Raw genomic sequence first — 20,763 nt, 5'->3', positions numbered from 1 at the left:
ATAATGAGTAGCTGTTGTAACATTTTATATTTTAAAACTGAACATAAGAGCAGCACGTCCTTGGGTAATCCATTTAAGCTTAATGGGAATGCAAATTATCATCAGGTAAGATTTATTGATAAACATATTGGATAAATCTTATAAATACAACAAAAGACTATATGTTGATGGAGGTTTATTAATGTTTTTTATAGGCATATTTGGAATGGGAACTAAAGAAGTGGATATAAGAACTATAAATAATATGATTTGCAAATCCTGTGGAAGAATGACTTCCTATAAGCTCGTAAAAACTTATAATTATTTTCAATTATTTTTTATTCCTATTTTTAGATGGGGAGAAAAATATTATTTAGTTTCAAAATGCTGTGGAAGTCTATTTGAATTATCGGAAGAAGAAGGGCAAAATCTAGAAAAGGGAAAAGATTCTGTTTTATCAAATTTAAATATTACTATAGTGGAAGATAAATCACAATGTGGAAAACTTATATGTCACAGCTGTGGAAAAGAAGTAGATGAAAGCTTTGAATTTTGTCCATATTGTGGTATAAAGTTAAAATAGAAAAATTACCTTATTGACTTTGTAGACTTTATATATTATAATATCAAATGTTGGTAACTGTAGTAATGAAACAATGAAAAAGTTGCTAAATATACACTAAACTAAAGGGGTATGGCTCAACGGTAGAGTAGTGGTCTCCAAAACCATTGGTTCTAGGTTCAAATCCTAGTACCCCTGCCATTTATAAAGTCTGTGAAATTAACGCTTCACAGACTTTTACATAATAAAAATTTATTCAGTGATTTTAGTGTTTTGGTTGTCTTTTGGTTGTCTAATTAAAAACACATAATAAAATCACTATTTTTTTATAAAAAATCTTCTGCCTTAGCAACTTCTTCTCTTTGCATTTCTGTATTTACATGTGTGTATGTTTTTAAGGTAAAAGCTACATCAGCATGACCTAATCTCTCACTTATTACTTTAGCATCAACTTTTAATTTCCTTAGTAAAGTGGCATGAGTATGTCTTAGATCGTGGAATCTAATTTGAGGTATCTTATGGCCAGATAATATAAATGGGAATTTTTTAGATACATAGTTCGGATCTATTGGTCTTCCATCTTCCCAGTGAAATATATATTCTAATTCAAGTCCTGTTTCTAATTTAAGGGCTTTATCTTTATTTTTTAATGTTTTTAAAAATTTGGCTGTGCTATCAAATAAAGTAACAATCCTAGTTGATTTTTTAGTTTTAGTTATCTTTGGTTTTAGCACACTATTTATTCTTTGTAATGTTTTGTTAACTGTAAGTGTTTTTTCTATTATATCAAAATCTTCCCATTTAAGAGCGCAAAGTTCACCCTCACGTAATCCTGTATGAGCAGCTAAATATATAATTGGGTATAAAAAATCATCTTTTAAAATGTCTAAATACATACTAATGTCGTCAGGTTCCCAGTATTTCATTTCAATTGGATCACTTGTAGGTGGTGTAGCTAAATCACATGGATTAACAAAGATAAGCTGCCATTTTTGAGCGTGTTTTAATGCGAGGTGAAACATTCTATGTGTTTTGATTATAGTATTATTAGATACGCCTTGTATTGGCTGTTCTTTAAGTTTATTTAACTTATCTTTTAAAGTCTTAGCTTCTTTGGAATTCTTTAATGCCTTATCATAAATAGCCTGTAATTCAGATAATTTTTGTTTTTTTAATTGCTCTTTTATAGTACCGTTTTTTAAATCTTCATAAAACTTTTGAATTAACAAAGGATTAAGCTTTGTAAGCTTATAATTACCTAAACCGCAAACGATATCCCTACAAAAGAATTCATATCTTTTATATGTTGCTGGTTGACAATTATTTTTAGGATAAGTTTCAAGCCAATATTCCAAATAATCTTTAACTGTCATTTTATCATTGTTTACTGCAGTACCTTTTTCAATTTCAGTAATAAATTTTGCCAGTGCAGCTTCACATTCTTTTTGTTTTTTAAAACCTCGCTTTCTTTTATATTTTTTCTTGTCATTTTCATCTACACCCATATAGACTAAGTAACCCCAAGTTACGGTTCCATCTTTATGGATATATTTCCTCACAGTTCCTTTCATAGTAATTCCTTCTTTATAGTATATTTAAAACAACCTATAGGTTAAATAGGTGTAGTTTTACTACTTATCAGCATCATTTAATATTTTCATCATATCTTTTATAGCCTTTTCTTTTTTATCTTTAGGAAGTTTTTCTAATTTAGATTTTATTAAAGTTTGAAGATCTTTAGTTGTCTCCTCAATTTCTCCAGGAAATTTTTCGGATGTTTTTCCTAATATGTAATCAATAGATACATTGAAAATTTCACTTAATTTATTTAATGCTTCTAAATTTAATTCTCTTTCTTCTCTTTCAATCATTCCAATAGCTGAACCACTTTTAAAGTTAATAAGCTTAGCTAAGTCTTCTTGGGTTAATTTTTTTTCTTTCCTAAGTTTTTTAATTATTTTTCCATACATTTAACACACCTCAATATTATTTTAGCACAATATGTGCGAAAGTCAACGATAAATTAAGTAATTATAATAATAGCACATTATGTGCGATTTAATTTGACGCTATGAGTTATCATTACACAATATGTGCTAATTTAGGATTATATAAATAGCACATATTGTGCTATTATGTATTTGAAGGGAGGGAGCACAATGCTACAGAGTCAAATAAGAAAATTAAGAATGGAAGCTGGTTTGCAGCCAGAAGAAGCTATGGAAAAACTTAAAATAAGCTATAGCTTCCTTAATAAAATAGAGTTAGGGGATAGACGACCTGGAAGAGATTTAATTAAAAGAATGAGCAAGGTATATGGATGTTCTGTAGATATTATATACAATGCCATAGATGAAGGAGTGTGTCAAAAATGTTAACTCCCAGGAATTTTGCTAATAAAACAGGATTATCTTATAACCAAGTTTTGACAATGTGCAAGGAAGGTGAATTAAAAACAGTAAAAACCAATAGAGGACATTTTAAAATTTCTGATATTGAGTTAGATAAATTCATAAAAAATGATAATTGCATTTCTAAAGAAAAATATGAGGAATTAATTAGAGAAAATGAAAAGCTAAAAAGTACCTTAGAACAGCTAAAAAAATATATTGGTAGCCTGTCAATTTAGTTAATTCAAATCAATCATTTCAATAACTAATCATATCTGTAGTGCCGCAATGGCTAAAAAGTAAAAGGAGATTTTAAGATGTTTGAAACTAAGAACATAAAGAATTACAACAGATTAGGTTCAAATGCAAAGAAAGCATTTGATAGTTTTCTAAAAAGATTCTACAATGCCTGGGAATTTCCAGAAGATCATAAGCCTATAGCAGTAAATATGTGTAAGGGATTCTTAAAAGTAGACCTAAATGACGGTAGCTGGCTTCACGTTACTCCAAGTGGAGAGTGGTATTAAAAGGGGTGATGAATTTGAACAAATACCAAAAGGTCATTAATCAAATTGTAAAAGACCATCTTGAAAAGACCTTTATACCATTATCCTTTACATGTGTTAGAAAAGTAATCCGTAAAAAATTTAAAAGAGCAACTAACGGATATGGCTATAAGAGCCTTAGATTTTCAACGTTACTAAAAATCAAACAGTATGGCAAGGATCATGAATTTAGAGCATAGGAGGTGAAATCATTGAAGATTAATGAAAACTACAAAATTGAAGCTATTGACGAAAGAAATGTTTGCATTATGGAGCGTAAAGTTCCAAAAGCAGAGCTAGGAAAAGAACCAAAGAAACCTTATTGGAAAACAGAAGGCTACTATCCTAACATAGAATTTGCTCTTAAGAGTTTAGTTACAAAAGAGATTAATGGTACTGGAATAAAAGGTCTAAAAACAGTTACAGATAAAATTAAAGAACTTCATGAACTTATTGAAGGACTTAATTATAAGACAGCTATGGAGCTACTGGAATATAAGAAAAAGAATAAGGAACTTGAAGCAACTATTAATGAAATGTCGGAGAGAATAATTGATTTGGAGGCGTGTGAGTAATGGCAAAATATAAAATTTATATAGATGAAACACGTACGCTTAGACACACTGTAATTTTAGAAACTGAGGAAGATATTGATAAAACTTTAGACCAGGCTCAAATAGGAGATTGTGTCCACCTATATGATGTTATTTCCGCCTTGGAAGATGAAGGATGCAATGTTAATGAAGTTGCGGAAGATGATAACGGAGACAGCGAGTTTGATGTTGATGAATATGAGGAAATTGATGAGAGTGAGGGAAATGTTGATGGGAAGAAAAGTTAATGTTGATATTGACCGGGCTAAAGCTTTGTACGAAAAATACGGCACCCTTGCAAGAGCGGCATTAAGTTTAGATTGCTCACCAACTCATCTAAAGAAAGTTCTTGTTAATGCTGGTGTTGAAATCAAGTCTTACAAAGCTGAAAAATGGAATATGAAGTCAGGGGGATGGAATAATGGCTAATAAATTTTTACCCGGTCTTAAGTATGTGTTCACTAAAAAGAATTATATTAAAAGATTTGGCAAAAAGGAATACAGAGATAGCAAAAGATGGGTTAACAGAGCTAATGGCGGCAAGGTTAAAGTAGCAAGCATTTTTAGTGGTGATGTCAGAGGCTTTCTAGTAAGCCCCGAGTGGTGCAAATGCATAGGGAAGGAGTAAAGGAAATGATTGATGTTCAAGAACATTTAGGGCTTGCAAAACTTCAGGCAGGTAGGGTATATAAAAAATTTCAATTGTCTTATAGATATGACTTTGACGATATTCTTCAAATATGCCATGTAGGGCTAATAAAAGCTGCACAAAAATTTGATGAAACTAAAGGATATAAATTTAGTACCTATGCTTTAAGCTTAATGTATGGCTATACATTAAATATTATTTTAAGAGATAAATTTTACCCCTCTGCTGAGAGAAATGGAAGTTTAAATTCACATGTCCTTAGCTTAGATGTTAATGTTAATAATTCTGATGATAAAGAAGTTACTTATAAAGATGCCATTATGGACAAACAGGAACTTGATACTGAATTTACTGGTATTTTAGTAAGAACTGCCTTGGGGAAATTGTCCGGTAAACATAAAGAAATTATAAAACTAAAATACTTTCAAGGGAAAACTCAAATGCAAATAGCAAAACTATTTGGAACTAGCCAAACTACAATTGGACGGTTTGAAAAAGAAGCACTTACTAAACTAAGGCGATATGTAAGTTAGGAGTGGCAAAAGCAATGATAAGAAAATTACTAGAGCAGCAAGGTATCAAAATGTCAGACCAAGAGTTTAATGAAGTCATGGAAGAAACTCAAAACGATATTAGAGAGAATCACATTAAGTTAGGGGTTAGGACTTCAAAGGATTATTTGTTAAGGGTGGCAATTATTTATTATGGAATTTCAAAGAGTATATAAAAAAGAGCTCTTAGAAAAAGAGCCAATAAATAAAATAGTGTATCCCTATTCTACTATGGAATGAGGGTAAAAGTCAAATAGGAGGAAATATAAATGCAGGTAAATATAAATAAGATAGCCATAAAAGGCTTTAAGGGCTACGTAGACGAATGTGAATTTGTCTTAGGTAAAAGAACACTGGTAAGTGGCGACAACGGTCTAGGAAAGTCTAGTATAGGTGAAGCTATAGCGTGGGCCATAACTGGTTGCGACATCAACGGAAATGAGAAAGCTACAGCAAGACTTGTTAATGATAAGAAACCAAAGCTTACCGAGGTAGTACTTGATTTTGAGATAGATGGAACGCCGCAAACTTTAATTAGAAGAAAGAAAGGCTCCAGTAATGAGATTTACTTGAATGACGTTAAAGTGGCCAACAATGATATCTCAAGGGACTTGTATAAGAGCAAAGATGTTTTCCTCAGTATATTGAATCCTTATTACTTTCCTAATCTAGCTCCAAAAGATGCAAAGAATCTTTTATCTAGTATCTTAAAGCCAATAAGCAAGGAAGAAATATTTGCAGAGCTCGGGGACTTCTTAAAGGAAAAATTAGAGAAGAATAAATTTAGAACTCCTGAAACTTTCTTAACAGATAAGAGGGCAGAATTAAAGGATCAAGAGGAAAACATTATATTCTTAGAGGGGGTCATTGAAGGTGCCAAACCTATAGATATTTCTGAAAGAAAGAGTTTTGATAATACAGAGCTGAAGAATCTCAAAGAACAACTCAAAACTTTGGAATCAGTAATTAAAGATCCTAAGTTTGATGAATTAGAAAATAAAAAGAGAAAATTACAATTAGAATTTTCTAAAGGATATTTTGATGTAAAGCCTATAAATGATACTAAGTGGCATAAAGCAGAGAAGGACAGTTTACTTAAGAGATTTAAAGAGATTAAAGTCAAAATATCTAATCTTGGTAAGAATGTAGTTACTTGCGATAACTGCGGCAATGAAATTGACCTTAATGCGACTCTAAAAGCTAATTTAGAAAAAGAATTAAAGGATATACAAATTAAAGGTGTTGCCAAGAAAAAAGAAATAGAAGAATGGGAGAAAGAAAATGAAATTACCAAGGCTGAAAATGCGAAAGCAGTTCAGGAATGGGAGATAGGACTTAAATATCAAATAGAAGCCATTCAAAAAGAAATAAGTGAACTTGCAGCAGAAAAATCAAAAGAGGAAGAATCCAGAAAAGAGAAAATCACATCAATAAAAGCAAAAGTATTAGAGCTTGATGAGGAAGAGAGAAAAGTTTTTGCTCATAACTCAAATATAGAGGCTCTTGAAAAGGAGAATGAAAAAATCAAACATGATATAGAAAAATCCAAGAGAGAAATTGAAAACTCCAAGCTAAAAATAGCAGAATTAAAAGTTGCTATAGATGCCGGTAAGCAGTACAACTCTATAAAACTTAAAAAGCAAACTGACATTATAGGTAAGTACCTGGATAAAGTAGAATTGCAGTTTGAGAAATTGACTAAAGATGGAGAGCTTAAAGATGATTTTAAAATCCTATATGAAGGTAGAGAATTTAATAAGTTATCCAATGCAGAAAAAATAAAGGCTGGCCTTGAAATGAGTAACTTTGTTTCAAATATGATGGATTTACATTTTCCAGTTTTCATAGATAATGCTGAAAGTATTACAGTTATACAGGAACTAGATACACAAATGATTATGGCCAAAGTAGTTGAAGGTCAAGAATTGAAAGTTGAGGTGCTTAAATAATGAGAAATGATAATACTGATGTTTTAGCAATGGGTAGAGTTGAATACGAGGTTAATGGAACTCAAATAAAGTTAACTTCTACTATAGTAAAAAAGTATTTAGTAAGTGGTGATCCAACACGAGTTACAGATGAAGAAGTAGGAGTTTTCCTTCAATTATGCAAAGGTCAAAAATTAAATCCATTCTTAAGAGAAGCATATCTAGTAAAATTCGGCAATAAGCCAGCAGCCATGATAGTTGGCAAAGATACTTTTACCAAGAGAGAATTAAGAAATCAAGATAGTGAAGGACATGAGGCAGGAATAATAGTTGTTAATCTAAAAAAAGAGGTTGAGCAGAGAAGCGGAACATTCTATCTTAAAGGCGAGGAAAAATTAGTTGGCGGATGGGCCAAAGCTTATAGAAAAAATAAAAAATTTCCTACTGAAATTACAGTTACATTAGATGAATATATAGGGAAAAAAGCAGATGGCACGATAAATTCTAACTGGACACAAAGACCAGCAACTATGATAAGAAAGGTTGCATTGGTACAGGCTCTCAGAGAAGCTTATCCAGAAGAATTTGAGGGCTTATATGTAGCTGAAGAAATGAATGTTGACGATAAAGATTTAAATACAGAGCCAGTAGATCCTGAAAAGGAAATAGAAAAAGAAAATGAGGTACCAGAGCAGCCAAAGCCAGTACAGAGAGAGCAAAAAGAATATTTGATGCAGCTAGGAGCTCAAAAGGGACTTGTAATTGGTGAAGGTAAAGAAGCAGATGTAAGTAAGCTTGAAGCACTAGCAAATGAGCACAAAATAAGTCTTAGAGGGTTAACTTATGAAAGTGCAAATACTCTTCTAAAATTAGTTGAAGAATACACTGAGGTTGTAGATGTTGAGGTAACTCCAGTAAATGATGATCCTGGCCCGGATGCTCCACCTGATGATATTGATGACGCAGATCCATTTTAAGAGGTGATTTTATGGTCACAAGTGTAAATATTTTTATAAAATCTGATGATAATTATTCATTCAACCCTGAAAATAAAGATACTTTTATCCTTAAATGCCCAGAAGCAACATGGATAATTGGCTCATGGGACGCATTTAACAAACTATTTGCAATTATAGATGAGATGCTGCACGAAGAAAAAGAAACTCATGCATTATTACAGGATAGATTACTAGAATCAGAAACAAGAGCAGATAAGCTTCAGGAAGAAAATGAATATTTAAGGGAGCAGTTAGAATTAAGGAGGCAAAAATGAAAGATATAAAAGTAGTTAAAGAACAAATATTGAATCTCTTAAGTAATGTTCAAAAGCCTGGCATGGACAAATTAATTATGTATTTAGTAGCGAGCGACTTCTTTGTTGCTCCTGCTTCCACTAAATATCATGGCAACTATGATGGAGGGCTGGCAGAACACAGCCTTAATGTCTATGAACTCTTAAAAGAGAAAAATGAAAGATTCCAACTGGGATTATCAGAGGATACTGTAGTTGTGACAGCTCTATTACATGACTTCTGTAAGATTAATTTTTATAATAAGCAAACGTGTTGGAAAAAGAATGACAGCAATAGATGGGAAAGTTACGAAGGTTATAAGGTCCAGGACGATTTTCCAGTGGGCCATGGTGAAAAATCAGTAATCATGATTCAGAACTTTATAAGGTTAACTAAGCAAGAAATATTGCTCATAAGATGGCACATGGGAAATACGGAGCCTAAGGAAATGCAGATGAATCTTAACAATGCTTGGGAGTTGTTCCCGGCGGCAGTAGCACTCCATACAGCGGATATGGAAGCTAGTTATTTATTGGAACAGCATATAGAACCAGGGCAAGATAGTAATCAAGTGAAGTTTAGTGAGGTGAAATAGATGAACAGAGTTGTTTTAATAGGCAGACTGACGAAGGATCCGGATTTGAAATTTACTCCTGGTTCAGGGAATGCAGTATGTACTTTCAATTTAGCTGTAGAAAGAAATTTTACAGACAAAAATACGGGAAAAAGAGAAGCTGATTTTATTCCTATAGTAGTATGGGGCAAAACAGCAGAGTCGTCAGCAAATTATTTAAATAAAGGTAAGCTAGCTGGAATCTCAGGAAGAATACAAACCAGGAATTATGAGGCTAAAGACGGTCACAGAGTTTATGTTACTGAAATAATTGCTGATGAAGTCCAATTCCTTGAATGGGATAAGAAAGCAGTTGATGGAGAAATAAATAATCAAGGTAGCAAGGTTCTTGAACCTGTGAAAAATAATGATGAATATTTAAAAGCGGATATAACGCCTATAGATGATGGTGATATACCTTTTAAGATAGCAGTTAGTCAAGCTGCTTAAACAAAAGGGCAAACAGTATTTATCGTGAAAATTTTAATATGATTAATATTTATATGACGAAGGAGAATTTATTAAAATATGATTAGGATAATGTTAGAGAATATATCTGATGAAATAAATATTAAAGGACTTATTGAATGTGGATGCAAGTCTTGTAAAAAATCTATAGAAGCAGGTCATGGTAATCCAAAACATTGTGAGACTTGTGCGAAAAATAATATAGAATATTACTTTATAAACAAGCAAGAATAGTACGTAATTCAATAATATTGAGAACTAAGAACGATTTTAAACATTGTTGTAATTAGATATTATCAAATGACAATCAATTGATAAAAGAAGGTGAATATATGCATTACAAATTTTCAGAAACAGAAATCAAAAAACTTCTAAAGGAAAATTTTCAAATATTATATGACACCAGAGAGCAAGCCAATTTGCACATATTGGATTATTTAGATAAAAAGAAGGTCTCATATAAGAAGAAAAAGATTGATGAAGGAGACTACACTGCAATAATCACTAAGCGCCCGGATATGGGAATCTACAGAGATTTATATTTTCCAGTAGCAGTAGAAAGGAAAAATTCTATAGATGAAATTGCCGGAAACTTAGCAGAAGAAACCGACACTCATGATGATGTAAGGCTTATACGTGAGTTACAAAGGGCAAAGACAAAAGGCATTAAGATTTATCTCATAATTGAAGATAAGAACGGTATGGAGAACATAAAGACAGGTAATTACAGGAGTTTATATACTCCAAAAGCACTCTTAGGAAGATTATCAAGCATACAGGATTTATATTTATATGACACCATATTTACTGAAAGAGTTAACTCAGGATTTGAGATTTACAGGAAACTTTACTATAGTGTTAGAAACTTTTTAAAGGAATTGGATATGGATATAAGCCCAGAGGCGGAAAGCTATGAGTGATATAAAGAAAGTAACTAGTGAAGAAGCAAGTAAAATAATCGAAACAAGAGAACCATTAGGAAAATTTTATACGATAGAAAAAGATTTTAAAACTGGGAAAAGAAATATGTTGGCATAGACAATCAATGTGGCGACGCATGGACAGAGGATTTTAAGTGTCTTGGCACATGTAAGCGGTGGCTTGGTTAATAAATGAAATCATATCATGGGGGGGGTGGAAAATTGGAAATACAGGATATAGATTTAAAAGAGCTTATAGAAAGAGAAACAGGAGAACATTTCAATCGGCAGGGATACATTAGATGTCCCTTCCATAATGAAAAAACGCCCTCACTCTCAGTAAAGTTTTTTCCAGATGCCAATAAGGAGAAATTCAAATGCTTTGGCTGTGATGAAGTTGGAGACGCAATAGATTTTATTACGAAGCTTAAGAATTTTAATTATGTTGAAGCCAGGGAGTACCTTGGTTTAACTGTAGAGAAAAGTATCCAAGAGCAGCAGGTAGAAAAGATTAAAGGCTATATTGATTGGCAAATATCTAAAGGCCTTAAAAAAGGTAAGCTTGTTGGATTGTTTGAATATGTGAATGATAAGAATGAAATCATGTACTTTAAGGCTAAATTTAAGAACGAAGATGGTGAAAAATCTCTTTCGTACTATCATATAGAAAACGACAAGGTTATCAATAAACGAAAAGGCGAAGAATTTATATACAACTATTACAGCGTTTTGGAGGGCATTAAAGACGGAAAGATAGTAATTATATGTGAAGGTGAAAAAGATGCCAACAAACTCAACAGCACGCTTAAAAAGGATAAGTATGTTGCTACAAGTATTAAAGGTTGCAAAGACTTATCTGCTTTGGAAGGTGCAAAGATTTATGTTTGTTCGGATACTGGTGAAGCTGGAGAAAAATACAAGTGGCATATATACAATGAGCTTTTTGCGTGTGCCAAGGCATTTAAATTTATCAATCTTCCAGGAATAAAGAATTTAGGTGACAACAAAGATGTTACGGACTGGTTAGATGCTGGACATGATAAGTTTGATTTACTGAAGGCTTTTGGTAGATCCTTAGATTTGAAGAATAAATATGAGTTGCAGCAAGATAGAGAAGGAATTTATAAAATAGTTCGTAAAGTTAAAAAAGATGATTTTGAAGAAAGTAGAATTAATATAACCAATTTTAGGCTTATTAAGGCAACTAGAATTAGTTTTGAAGATGAAGAGCAGGAAGGTGTTAAGTTAATCTTAAAATCTCCTACAGGTAATGTTATAGAAAAAATAGGGCCTTCCACGGTTTTTGATGATCTAAAGAGCTACAGAAATTTCTTAGGGACCATAGACCTTAGTTTTTCAGGAAACATGGATAATTTGGTAGAGCTTAAAAGCTGGATAAACAATTATTTTGCTCTTGAAGTAGAAGAAATTCACCAGGGGGTCAAATTTAAAGAGAAAAATGAAGAGTTGCTTTTCATAACCAATGATGGAGCTATAGGTAAGAATGGGACCACTGAAACTATAAAGGCTGATAAGAGGAATAATGCTGATGTTATAGGGATAGAACCCATAAGCGCTGAAGAACTTAAGAAACTCAAAAACCATATTTTAAAGTTTGCAACTCCTGAAAAGACAATCTCCATTATAGGCACAATTATAAATGATCTAGCAATATATCAGAATCAGAAAATGAAGGAAAAGTTGCATCATTTGTTAATCGTAGGCGAGAGCGGCAGTGGTAAGAGTACAATCTTAGAAAATGTTATTGCTCCAATTTTAAATTATCCTAAGAGAGATATAAAAAGTATAGGTTTAATCACTCCTTTTGCTCTTATAAAGGGATTATCAGATGGTAATTACCCAATGCTATTTGATGAATTTAAGCCTTCCAGTTTAGGCAGATATAAGGTTGCAAAACTTTCCGAGACTCTTAGAAACTTATATGATAGGGCCACTATAAGCAGAGGTGATAAATCCTTTAAATCAAAAGATTTTCAGCTTAATAGGCCATTGGTGCTAGTTGGTGAAGAAAGCTATCCCAACCAGGAAAAAGCATTAATTGAAAGAAGCTGCATTGTATATCTATCCAAGAGAGAAAGAGAACAAAAACACACTGAAGCTATGGAATGGATCAATGCCAACGAAGAGATTTTGAATAAGTTTGGGAAAAGCATTATAGATATAATTCTTAATCTTAGTGTAGATGAATACAGAGAAATGAGAAAAGCAGTAAAGCAATCCATTAAAGGATTAAATAACAGACCCTTGAATACTGCTGTTAATATATGTTGTGGAATTGAGATATTTAATATTCTTCTTAAAAAACATGATTTAAAAACCATAACTAAATATGAAGATCATGTGATTAAGAACATAGAAACTGAGATACTTGATGGAGGAGCAGATGCACATTCAACAGTGGAGCAGATGTTAATTCTCTATAATGACATGATTGAAGATAAAAGAAATGAAAAAGATGGAGAATTAAATCCCGTTTTATGCCGTGGCGATGGAGTTTTTATTAAAACCTCTGAAATGCTTAATCAAATAAGGGTTCATATTAGAAATACAAATTTAAATATGAATATTTTAGATAACAAAGACTTTAAAAAGCAGGCAACTAAAGCAGGATATCTAGTGAAAGCTTCAAATAAAGTAGTCTGGATAAATGAGAAGTCAATTAGATTTGATACTTATAATAAGGAAATGTTATCTAATTTAAGACTTTATGGCATTGTGCCGCCGGAGATAATTGACATTACCGGGGATATAGACGAAGGAAATACAAATATCAGTTAAATGGGAACTTTTAACTCTTACATAAATTTAAAAAATGTAAGGGAAACGTAAGGAAAATGTAAGGGGCTCAAAGCTAGATATTTCAAGGCTTTATATATATATAATATATAATTCTTACATTATTACATTAAATAAAATATTAACTACGTATATGAGAGAATATTAATAAAGCAATAAATATAAAGATAAGTGTATTATATTTATAAAAATGTAAGAGTTAAAAAAACCATTCTAAGGCTAGATATATCAACGGTTAAGAGATGTAAGAAAAATGTAAGGAAAAATGTAAGGTTAATGAGGTGAAATAACTATGAGCCTAGATTCTGCAACGGTTTATAAGCATAATATAGAAAACATCAAAAAGCAAGAAAATAGAGCAATTTTAGATAAAAAGTGGACTGAATTAGCTAAATTAAGAGTAAAAAGAGCTGATTTTGAAGCAAAAATTAAAGAGATTGAAGAAGGTAAATTGTAAAGTTATTACAAAACGCAGACATTTATAATACTAAACTGTTAATTAATACTAAAGTGGTATTTAATAACTCATTATTTTTAGTTAAAAAAGAGGTGTTTTTATGGCAAAAATAAGTGCTAATGATATGTATAAAAATAGAATTGAACAAATTAATCATGATTTGCAGCAAGAATATTACAAAGGCAAAAGGAAAAGCAAGAATAAAATAAAAAAGCTTTCTGAGGAAAAGGAGAGACTAGAGAAGTTAGTTAGGTGGTGATGAGGTGGTTATTATAAAGTATTACAAAGGAGTTGAATCAAATCTATATAATTATAAAGCAATGCAGGCTGAAATAAAGAATATAGATTTAGAGTTAAATGAATTAAAGAACGAATACAATGGATGCAGCTCTATTTCGTATGAAGAAAAGGCAGCTCCTACTAATAAGTTTAATTCCAGTGTTGAGAATGAAATGATTGATAGAAGACTTAAGCCAGAGCAATTAAAAATAAAAAAACATAAACTAGAAGTTCAATTGCAAAAGATAGATAATGCTTTAGAAACTTTATCTGAAGATGAAATGCATTTAGTTGAACTAAGATATTTTAAGAAGCTTCAATTCAAAGTAATAGCAGAAAGAATAGATAGAAATGAAATGTATTGTGTTTGTTTAAAGAGTAAAATAATAAAGAAACTTATACCTCTTATATTTCTCTTAGATAAATAATAGTAAAATATTAGATTTATATAAGATATATGTTATATGCTACATGTTATTATAATATCATAGAAAATATCAAGAGAGACACTTGCAGTAATGTAGGTGTCTTTTATATTCAAAATATATTAACTTATATTTAATTAAAGATACACAATATTGGGAGTGAATTGGTAGCACTAAAATGCTATCATAAAGATGGTGAAGTTACCCCTTTACCGATGTAGTATTAAGGCACTTACAGTAATGTAGGTGCCTTTTTAGCGTACAAAATATGTATATCTGTCTAGGAGGTGAGAGCATGGCTTATGATGTGCTTACAGTTAAACAAAATGATATGGTTACAATGCTTATACAGGGTGAAACTATCACTGATATAGCCAAGAAGCTTGGTGTTGTTAGGCAAACTGTTTATGATTGGATGGCTAAGGATAATATTAAGGCTGTCCTTGACAGGCGCAGACAAGACCTCACAAACCAAGGAAATCGCTTGATATTAAAGGATATTAATACTTATATTGGTAATATTAAGGAATTAGCCAACGACGATTCGGATAAACGTGTGTGTCTTGCTGCTAATCAATATCTCTTAAATAGGATACTTGGTAACCCAACAACGTCAATTATTGATGCAAATAGTGATGATAATGACGGAAGTATTAGTGAATTGGTGCTTGAAGAGCGATTGAAGAGATTCAAAGTAATAAAAAAGTAACTCATTTAATAGTGTATATTCCATGTATAAACAGTATATAAATGCATAACTATACTAATCAAATTGCATATATATTTAAACAATATTAAAACATAACAACATAATGCTTATAAATGGCTGAACATAAACGTTTATAAGCATTTGCTATATATAAAATAGACCAATGGGTTTATGTATAAAATTTACGTTTGACGCAGTTCATAAAAACACAATGTATATAGTATTCATTGTAAAGAGGTTTGCAAGATAATTACTTGCCACCTCTTATTTTTGTTATCTAAAAAATAAGGTAAGGGTGGTAATATAGATGAACTTTAAGGATTTAACAGGAATGAAATTTGAAAGGCTTAAAGTGGTTAAGAGAATAGGTAAGACAGCAGGTGGTAAAGTGCAGTGGTTATGCCAATGTGATTGTGGTAATACAACAATTGCTACTACTGATAACTTAAAAAGGTTACACGTTACTAGTTGTGGATGTAGGCAAAAAGATATAATCAGCGAAGTAAATACTATTCATGATCTATGCCATACAAGACTTTATACTATATGGGCAGGTATGAAAAACAGGTGCTGCAATTCATATACACCAACATATAAGAACTATGGAGCAAGAGGTATAAGGGTCTGCAATGAATGGTTAAATAGCTTTGAAATCTTTTATAATTGGGCCATTACCCATGGATATAAGGACACTCTTACTATAGACAGGAAAGATAACAATGGCAATTATGAACCTGGTAATTGTAGATGGGCAACGGATAAAGAACAGAGTAATAATAAGAGGACTAATGTTTACATTACTTACAATGGTAGAACCCAGACTGCAAAGCAATGGAGTGATGAATTGGATATTAATTATTCAACTTTATTGAGAAGATTTCATAAAGGCTGGCCAGTATTTGGTTTGTTACAAGGATTATAAGATATGGGTATACAATACTTTCACAATGCACTGCTTTAATGTGCGAAAGGGGGTATCCTTCTAAATCACGATTTCGTTGCGAGCCGGTCCATGGGTTCCACATTTTTCACAAAATTTTTTAAAGTCGAGGGTCAATTTTCACATTGTGAGGGATAAGATATTGTACTAAGGAGCACTCCGTTTAAGAGTGCTCCTTTAAATTTGTATTTAATATATCTCAAAAGATCTATAAGGCATAGGTCTACGTCTTCTACGTATCCTTCTACGTATTCTTCTACGTATTCTTCTTCTACGTCTGCGACGGGGATCAGGATCTGGGTCATCTGCTGAGTCATCATAATAATAAGGACCAGGATCATCATAGCCATCGTCATAAGCATCGTCATAAGCATCATCATAGCCGTCGTCATAGCCATCATCGTAGGCATCATACATCATCATTGGGTGTGGTGCCATAGAAGGCATCTTAGTATATTTTTTATTGGCGTGATGAGGTGGTTTAGGGTTCATAGGTGGTTTAGGGTTCATAGCAGGTTCGGGATTCATAGGAAAATTAGGGTTCATAGATGGATTAGCACGATCTTCGTAAATCTCCTGATTATTATTGTCAATGTCTGAATCTCCGCTATTGTAAGTATAGTACATAACTACCTCCATAAAATTTACTACATAAATAAGTTATGTAAAATTATAAAATACGTTACAAGAATAGAATAAAAGTAAAATTTAAATAATATCATAAAAGTATACGGTATCCCTTGCATGCAAATACTGAGAGAGCACCAGCAGAAATGTTGGTGTCTTGTTGCGTTTAAGACAGAGGAGACTTATAGCAATATAGGGATCTATTATATTTAAAATTTATTAACTTGTATTTAACATATATACATAATTTGGAAATTAAATATTAATAATAATTAGATATTATGTAAGTGTAGCTTCTTTCTCTATTTATGTAACTAATATATAGAAAGGCACTTGGTTAATTCTAGGTGTCTTTTTATATAACATATTGTAGAAAAATGTAATAAATATTTACAAAAATAGAATAAAAGAGTAATATTGAAGAGTACTGTAGACATATATGGTACCCCTTATCACTAAGCACTGGTAGAAATACTGGTGCTTTTTCTATATTCAAAAATAAGGAGTGTGAAGTAAATGTATAACTGGTGTACGCAGCATCCTTGGATGACATTTTTTATATTACTTACATTGGCTGATTCTATAGGATATTGGTTCTGGAGCAATAAAAAGGATGATGCCTGATGCTAGAAAACGAAGATATAGAAGATATCGTTGATGAAGAAGAACAGAATACTTTTTTATTATATAAATACCTTCTTGAAGTTGGATTTAATGAAGATGCAGCTGATAAATTAATACTTGAGAACAGTTCTAACTTATTTGGCTATCACGGCCTCGCATGGCAGCTTGGAAAAATGAGTTTTGAGTTTTACTGTATGTATTTCCTCCAGGATACTTTTCTAGTAAAAGAGGATAATGTAGCAGCTCCTATAGCTGATGTCCATAGAGAAATTTGGAAAGATATTCAGGACTCCATTATTGGTAATGGAAATAGTCAGATTGGCAGGGTACTTCCGAGGGGTACTGGAAAGAGTGCTTTTGGTACTTTTGGAGCTTCTTGTTGGTGCCATGCATATGGATTTAAAAAATATACTCTCATTTGTTCTGATATTGGATCTACTGCTGAAAAATTTATTAAGGATATTAAAAATACATTTCTTGAAAATCATTATATAGAAAAAGCTTTTGGTGTATTACTTGACGATAAAGATAAAAAATATGTTTGTAACTCAACTCAATTAGAATTTACAAATAAAACCTTTATTGAAGCTATTTCCTCCACTTCTCCAATGAGAGGTAGAAAATATGGCAATAATAGACCGGACTTAATTATACTTGATGATTATCAATCAGAAGATGATGTAAGAACTGAGGAAGCTAGAGAAAAAAAGTGGAAGAGATTCTCAGATGACGTTAAATATTGTGTTCAAAAGGCAGTTAAACGTAACGGTAAAATAGTAAAAAGTGGAACAACTTTATTAGCTCTAGGAACCTTGCAGCATAAAGAATGTTTTTATAGTAGATTAATAAAACAACCTACGTGGAAGTTTAAAATAGAGAAAGGTGTCTTAATTGATGATTATGTTGACGAAAAAGGTATAAAAAAGAATGGTATAGACCATTATTTTGAAACTGGATTGTGGGCTGAGTTTAAGAAGAGTCTTTTTAATTTCAAAAATGAAAATCACTTGGAAGATGCCAAGGAATTCTATTGGAATCATGAAGCTGAAATGCAGTATCCATTGCTTTGGCAAGAATTTTGGGATTGTTTAGAGCAAGCTTTAAATTATTATGAAAATCCAAATTCATTTAAACAAGAATTCCAAAATGATGTTGATAGTATAGGTGAAAAATGGTTTAAAACTGTGGCTACATATCCAAGAGAAGAAAATGAAACTCATAATTTTATAAGGACTATGCTTTGTATAGATCCTGCTAGTACTGCAAAAGGTAAATCCGATTACAGTGCTTTTTTGGTTGGGTCCCAGGCTGATGATAATTTAAAGTATGCCCGTAAAGCGGAGTTAGCAAAATTTAATGCAAGAACTGAATTTGATAAATATATTGACCATGCTATTAAGCTATTAAAGGAATATCCGGATATAACTCATGTGTATATTGAAAAAAATACTTTTTCTGGAGTAGATGCTAATCAACTTGAGCTCAAAATCAACAAAGATGATATTTTAAGATCTAGAAATATTGAAATTATAAATGACCCTCAAAAGAAAAATAAGGATGATAAAATTAGTACAATTATCCCTTACATGAATAAAGGTCAAATTATCTTTGCTGAAGAGGATCAGGAGTTTATTAACCAGATATTAGATTTTAGAGGACAAAAATTCAGTGAACATGATGATGCCCCAGACGTAGTATCTGAATTTGCTAATAGAATTGAAAATATAGTTGTAGTGTGCCAAGCAAGGTTACTTGATAGAAATACATTATTTTAGTAAAGAAGGTGATTGAGTGGGTATTGTTTTAGATAAAAATGGAAAATTTGATTTAAATGAAAACAAATCACTGTTAAATGCTTGTTATGCACAGTTTACAGCAAATTTATATATATACAATAAAATATATTCTTATTATTGTGGCTGTACTGAACCCAGTGGAAGGATGTTTATTTCTAATGCCACAAGTGATAAAACAGACATAAAAACAGGATTTAATATCATAAATGACCGTACAAAACATAAGATTGGTACAAATTTTATTAAGAAATTTATAAAAGAGGAAGTAAGTTATAGTGTTGGTAATGATGTAACTTATGTATCTCGTTCCGGAAATTCTAATATAATTGATACAATTAAATACAATATGGCTCATTGGGATGAAGCACAGAATACAAATTTAGCAAAGAATATGCTCTTATATTCAAATGCTTTTGAATTGTATTATATTGATGAAGATGCTCAATTCTGTGGCATGGTAATATCACCTAGACATGGTTTTGCTTATTGTGATAATACAGGTAAAATAATATTTTTCTTGCATGTATTTAGCAGTGAATTTGATTGCGCTAATAGATACATTGACATATATACCGATAATGAAATAATCCACTGTAATGAAATATTTAATGAGGTAGATGATAAACTACGCCAAACAAATATATTCGGTAAGGTTCCTGTTGGAATAGCAAGTTTATCTGATGAGGATTGGCTTGATACCATTTACAATGATATTAAGAGTTTACAGGATAGTTTTGAAATAAATCTTACTAACATATCCCAGGAAATAACAGAACTCCGTAATGCTTATCTGTGGCTTAACAATATAGCAATTAGCGGTGATGACTATAAGACTATAAGACAGAAAGGCATTATTGAAACTAAAGGTGACAATAAAAATATAAGTGCTTCATGGCTTGTTAAAAACATTAACGATAGCTTTATTCAAAATACACTTAAGACCATAGAAGATATGATGCATAAAATTACATTCCATATTGATACCAATGAGAGGCTACCTAGTAATACAAGTTCTCTTACAATGAGAGCCAGGCTAATAAATCTTGAACAAAAGTGTAAATTAAATGATAAAGCACTTGCAAACTGTATTAGAACCCGATTGCGAATGCTTTTGTTGTATCTAAATAGTATTAAAGGCACAAATTATGATTATAAAGATGTAAAAGCTAAATTTACACCTAATGTACCTATGGATGATATGATGACAGCACAAACGATAGCACAGCTCGGAGATAAATTAAGCATTCAAACTGCATTATCCCAGTTAAGCTTCGTAGAAAATCCACAGGAAGAAATTGCAAAAATAAAACAGGAAAGTGCAGATGCAGTTTTGGGAGCCATCCTGCTGGGCGGTGGCTCTATTCCATTGAATAATAATAGTAATACTGATAACAGTGGCAACACTAACGACCAAACTAACTAAATTTGATGAGATAAACAAACTTCCTCAGGATAGCAAAGCATATAAAATATTACCTTACAGGAAACAGATTGAACAGCTTAGCCTTGACAATGTCTGACGTAAGGACAGTAAAAAGAGAAAAATTAACATGGAATAAAGTAACATGAAAAAAAGGATAGAAAAAAACATAGCCAAGC

Annotated in this window: 31 protein-coding genes and 1 tRNA gene; 29 read left to right on the top strand and 3 right to left on the bottom strand. The window is 31.7% G+C overall.

Annotated elements, in window-relative coordinates:
- Positions 1-3 precede the first annotated feature (3 nt).
- From CLOPA_RS26575 to CLOPA_RS20355, 3 genes are all read left to right on the top strand, one after another.
- Positions 4-135 (top strand): hypothetical protein, encoded by a 132-nt coding sequence (locus tag CLOPA_RS26575; protein WP_278246006.1) that lies wholly within the window; start codon positions 4-6, stop codon positions 133-135.
- Positions 136-181: 46 nt separating this feature from the next.
- Positions 182-562, top strand: a complete 381-nt coding sequence (locus tag CLOPA_RS20360; RefSeq protein WP_015617313.1) for a zinc ribbon domain-containing protein — start codon at positions 182-184, stop codon at positions 560-562.
- A gap of 105 nt (positions 563-667) precedes the next feature.
- Positions 668-742 (top strand) — tRNA-Trp (locus CLOPA_RS20355).
- Between the two features lie 125 nt (positions 743-867).
- Here the strand turns inward: CLOPA_RS20355 and CLOPA_RS20350 are convergent.
- Both CLOPA_RS20350 and CLOPA_RS20345 read right to left on the bottom strand, forming a co-directional pair.
- Positions 868-2,112, bottom strand: a complete 1,245-nt coding sequence (locus tag CLOPA_RS20350) for a tyrosine-type recombinase/integrase (RefSeq protein ID WP_015617312.1) — start codon at positions 2,110-2,112, stop codon at positions 868-870.
- Between the two features lie 60 nt (positions 2,113-2,172).
- Entirely contained in the window at positions 2,173-2,511 is a 339-nt protein-coding gene (locus tag CLOPA_RS20345) for a helix-turn-helix domain-containing protein (RefSeq protein ID WP_015617311.1), read from the bottom strand.
- Between the two features lie 189 nt (positions 2,512-2,700).
- Between CLOPA_RS20345 and CLOPA_RS20340 the strand changes: the two genes are divergently transcribed.
- The 24 genes from CLOPA_RS20340 to CLOPA_RS20245 all read left to right on the top strand — a co-directional run bounded on the left by CLOPA_RS20340 (position 2,701) and on the right by CLOPA_RS20245 (position 16,099).
- Positions 2,701-2,919 carry a helix-turn-helix domain-containing protein gene (locus CLOPA_RS20340; protein WP_015617310.1) on the top strand — a complete coding sequence of 73 codons (219 nt, stop codon included), beginning with the start codon at positions 2,701-2,703 and terminating at the stop codon, positions 2,917-2,919.
- The gene (locus tag CLOPA_RS20335) at positions 2,913-3,170 is read left to right on the top strand and encodes a hypothetical protein (protein WP_015617309.1); all 258 of its coding nucleotides are present in this window, start codon (positions 2,913-2,915) and stop codon (positions 3,168-3,170) included. Before CLOPA_RS20340 ends, CLOPA_RS20335 begins: the two co-directional genes overlap by 7 nt.
- Before the next feature lie 78 nt (positions 3,171-3,248).
- Positions 3,249-3,458: a hypothetical protein gene (locus tag CLOPA_RS20330; RefSeq protein ID WP_015617308.1), complete on the top strand. Its 210-nt coding sequence runs from the start codon at positions 3,249-3,251 to the stop codon at positions 3,456-3,458.
- A gap of 14 nt (positions 3,459-3,472) precedes the next feature.
- Positions 3,473-3,676: a hypothetical protein gene (locus CLOPA_RS20325; protein WP_041711013.1), complete on the top strand. Its 204-nt coding sequence runs from the start codon at positions 3,473-3,475 to the stop codon at positions 3,674-3,676.
- A gap of 12 nt (positions 3,677-3,688) precedes the next feature.
- A complete protein-coding gene (locus tag CLOPA_RS20320; RefSeq protein ID WP_015617307.1) occupies positions 3,689-4,051 on the top strand; it encodes a hypothetical protein in 363 nt (120 codons plus the stop codon).
- A complete protein-coding gene (locus CLOPA_RS20315; protein WP_015617306.1) occupies positions 4,051-4,317 on the top strand; it encodes a hypothetical protein in 267 nt (88 codons plus the stop codon). The genes CLOPA_RS20320 and CLOPA_RS20315 overlap by 1 nt, the downstream gene beginning before the upstream one ends.
- Complete coding sequence (locus tag CLOPA_RS20310) at positions 4,301-4,498, top strand: hypothetical protein (RefSeq protein WP_015617305.1); 198 nt, start codon at positions 4,301-4,303, stop codon at positions 4,496-4,498. Before CLOPA_RS20315 ends, CLOPA_RS20310 begins: the two co-directional genes overlap by 17 nt.
- Entirely contained in the window at positions 4,491-4,697 is a 207-nt protein-coding gene (locus CLOPA_RS20305; protein WP_015617304.1) for a hypothetical protein, read from the top strand. Before CLOPA_RS20310 ends, CLOPA_RS20305 begins: the two co-directional genes overlap by 8 nt.
- 5 nt (positions 4,698-4,702) lie before the next feature.
- Positions 4,703-5,251 (top strand): sigma-70 family RNA polymerase sigma factor, encoded by a 549-nt coding sequence (locus CLOPA_RS20300; protein ID WP_015617303.1) that lies wholly within the window; start codon positions 4,703-4,705, stop codon positions 5,249-5,251.
- A gap of 2 nt (positions 5,252-5,253) precedes the next feature.
- Positions 5,254-5,445, top strand: a complete 192-nt coding sequence (locus CLOPA_RS20295; protein WP_242834239.1) for a hypothetical protein — start codon at positions 5,254-5,256, stop codon at positions 5,443-5,445.
- A gap of 93 nt (positions 5,446-5,538) precedes the next feature.
- The gene (locus CLOPA_RS20290; RefSeq protein ID WP_015617301.1) at positions 5,539-7,218 is read left to right on the top strand and encodes an AAA family ATPase; all 1,680 of its coding nucleotides are present in this window, start codon (positions 5,539-5,541) and stop codon (positions 7,216-7,218) included.
- The gene (bet, locus tag CLOPA_RS20285; protein ID WP_015617300.1) at positions 7,218-8,174 is read left to right on the top strand and encodes a phage recombination protein Bet; all 957 of its coding nucleotides are present in this window, start codon (positions 7,218-7,220) and stop codon (positions 8,172-8,174) included. The genes CLOPA_RS20290 and bet overlap by 1 nt, the downstream gene beginning before the upstream one ends.
- Before the next feature lie 11 nt (positions 8,175-8,185).
- Positions 8,186-8,470 (top strand): hypothetical protein, encoded by a 285-nt coding sequence (locus tag CLOPA_RS20280; RefSeq protein ID WP_015617299.1) that lies wholly within the window; start codon positions 8,186-8,188, stop codon positions 8,468-8,470.
- Positions 8,467-9,084 (top strand): HD domain-containing protein, encoded by a 618-nt coding sequence (locus CLOPA_RS20275; RefSeq protein WP_015617298.1) that lies wholly within the window; start codon positions 8,467-8,469, stop codon positions 9,082-9,084. Before CLOPA_RS20280 ends, CLOPA_RS20275 begins: the two co-directional genes overlap by 4 nt.
- Positions 9,085-9,552: a single-stranded DNA-binding protein gene (locus tag CLOPA_RS20270; protein WP_015617297.1), complete on the top strand. Its 468-nt coding sequence runs from the start codon at positions 9,085-9,087 to the stop codon at positions 9,550-9,552.
- Between the two features lie 78 nt (positions 9,553-9,630).
- Positions 9,631-9,804 (top strand): hypothetical protein, encoded by a 174-nt coding sequence (locus CLOPA_RS25390; RefSeq protein WP_015617296.1) that lies wholly within the window; start codon positions 9,631-9,633, stop codon positions 9,802-9,804.
- A gap of 98 nt (positions 9,805-9,902) precedes the next feature.
- The gene (locus CLOPA_RS20265; protein ID WP_015617295.1) at positions 9,903-10,490 is read left to right on the top strand and encodes an ERCC4 domain-containing protein; all 588 of its coding nucleotides are present in this window, start codon (positions 9,903-9,905) and stop codon (positions 10,488-10,490) included.
- Complete coding sequence (locus tag CLOPA_RS26570) at positions 10,483-10,608, top strand: hypothetical protein (RefSeq protein ID WP_015617294.1); 126 nt, start codon at positions 10,483-10,485, stop codon at positions 10,606-10,608. Before CLOPA_RS20265 ends, CLOPA_RS26570 begins: the two co-directional genes overlap by 8 nt.
- 104 nt (positions 10,609-10,712) lie before the next feature.
- Positions 10,713-13,289 carry a CHC2 zinc finger domain-containing protein gene (locus CLOPA_RS20260; protein ID WP_041711642.1) on the top strand — a complete coding sequence of 859 codons (2,577 nt, stop codon included), beginning with the start codon at positions 10,713-10,715 and terminating at the stop codon, positions 13,287-13,289.
- Positions 13,290-13,599: 310 nt separating this feature from the next.
- Positions 13,600-13,764 carry a hypothetical protein gene (locus tag CLOPA_RS25710; RefSeq protein WP_015617292.1) on the top strand — a complete coding sequence of 55 codons (165 nt, stop codon included), beginning with the start codon at positions 13,600-13,602 and terminating at the stop codon, positions 13,762-13,764.
- Positions 13,765-13,864: 100 nt separating this feature from the next.
- Positions 13,865-14,023 carry a hypothetical protein gene (locus CLOPA_RS25705; protein WP_015617291.1) on the top strand — a complete coding sequence of 53 codons (159 nt, stop codon included), beginning with the start codon at positions 13,865-13,867 and terminating at the stop codon, positions 14,021-14,023.
- Positions 14,024-14,027: 4 nt separating this feature from the next.
- Positions 14,028-14,471 (top strand): DNA-directed RNA polymerase specialized sigma subunit, encoded by a 444-nt coding sequence (locus CLOPA_RS20255; protein ID WP_015617290.1) that lies wholly within the window; start codon positions 14,028-14,030, stop codon positions 14,469-14,471.
- A gap of 292 nt (positions 14,472-14,763) precedes the next feature.
- Positions 14,764-15,177 carry a helix-turn-helix domain-containing protein gene (locus tag CLOPA_RS20250; protein ID WP_015617289.1) on the top strand — a complete coding sequence of 138 codons (414 nt, stop codon included), beginning with the start codon at positions 14,764-14,766 and terminating at the stop codon, positions 15,175-15,177.
- A 307-nt stretch (positions 15,178-15,484) separates the two neighbouring features.
- Positions 15,485-16,099 carry a hypothetical protein gene (locus CLOPA_RS20245; protein WP_015617288.1) on the top strand — a complete coding sequence of 205 codons (615 nt, stop codon included), beginning with the start codon at positions 15,485-15,487 and terminating at the stop codon, positions 16,097-16,099.
- Between the two features lie 207 nt (positions 16,100-16,306).
- Here the strand turns inward: CLOPA_RS20245 and CLOPA_RS20240 are convergent, their stop codons facing one another.
- Complete coding sequence (locus CLOPA_RS20240; RefSeq protein WP_015617287.1) at positions 16,307-16,744, bottom strand: hypothetical protein; 438 nt, start codon at positions 16,742-16,744, stop codon at positions 16,307-16,309.
- Positions 16,745-17,367: 623 nt separating this feature from the next.
- Between CLOPA_RS20240 and CLOPA_RS20235 the strand changes: the two genes are divergently transcribed.
- Both CLOPA_RS20235 and CLOPA_RS20230 read left to right on the top strand, forming a co-directional pair.
- On the top strand, positions 17,368-19,143 hold the full coding sequence (locus CLOPA_RS20235; protein WP_015617286.1) for a hypothetical protein: 1,776 nt from the start codon (positions 17,368-17,370) through the stop codon (positions 19,141-19,143).
- Positions 19,144-19,159: 16 nt separating this feature from the next.
- Positions 19,160-20,587 carry a phage portal protein gene (locus CLOPA_RS20230; protein WP_015617285.1) on the top strand — a complete coding sequence of 476 codons (1,428 nt, stop codon included), beginning with the start codon at positions 19,160-19,162 and terminating at the stop codon, positions 20,585-20,587.
- Positions 20,588-20,763: the final 176 nt, after the last annotated feature.

The sequence above is a fragment of the Clostridium pasteurianum BC1 genome (genome assembly GCF_000389635.1).
Classification (GTDB): domain Bacteria; phylum Bacillota; class Clostridia; order Clostridiales; family Clostridiaceae; genus Clostridium_I; species Clostridium_I pasteurianum_A.
The sequence above is the reverse complement of the archived record's forward strand: the minus strand, read 5'-3'. Positions and strand labels throughout refer to the sequence as shown.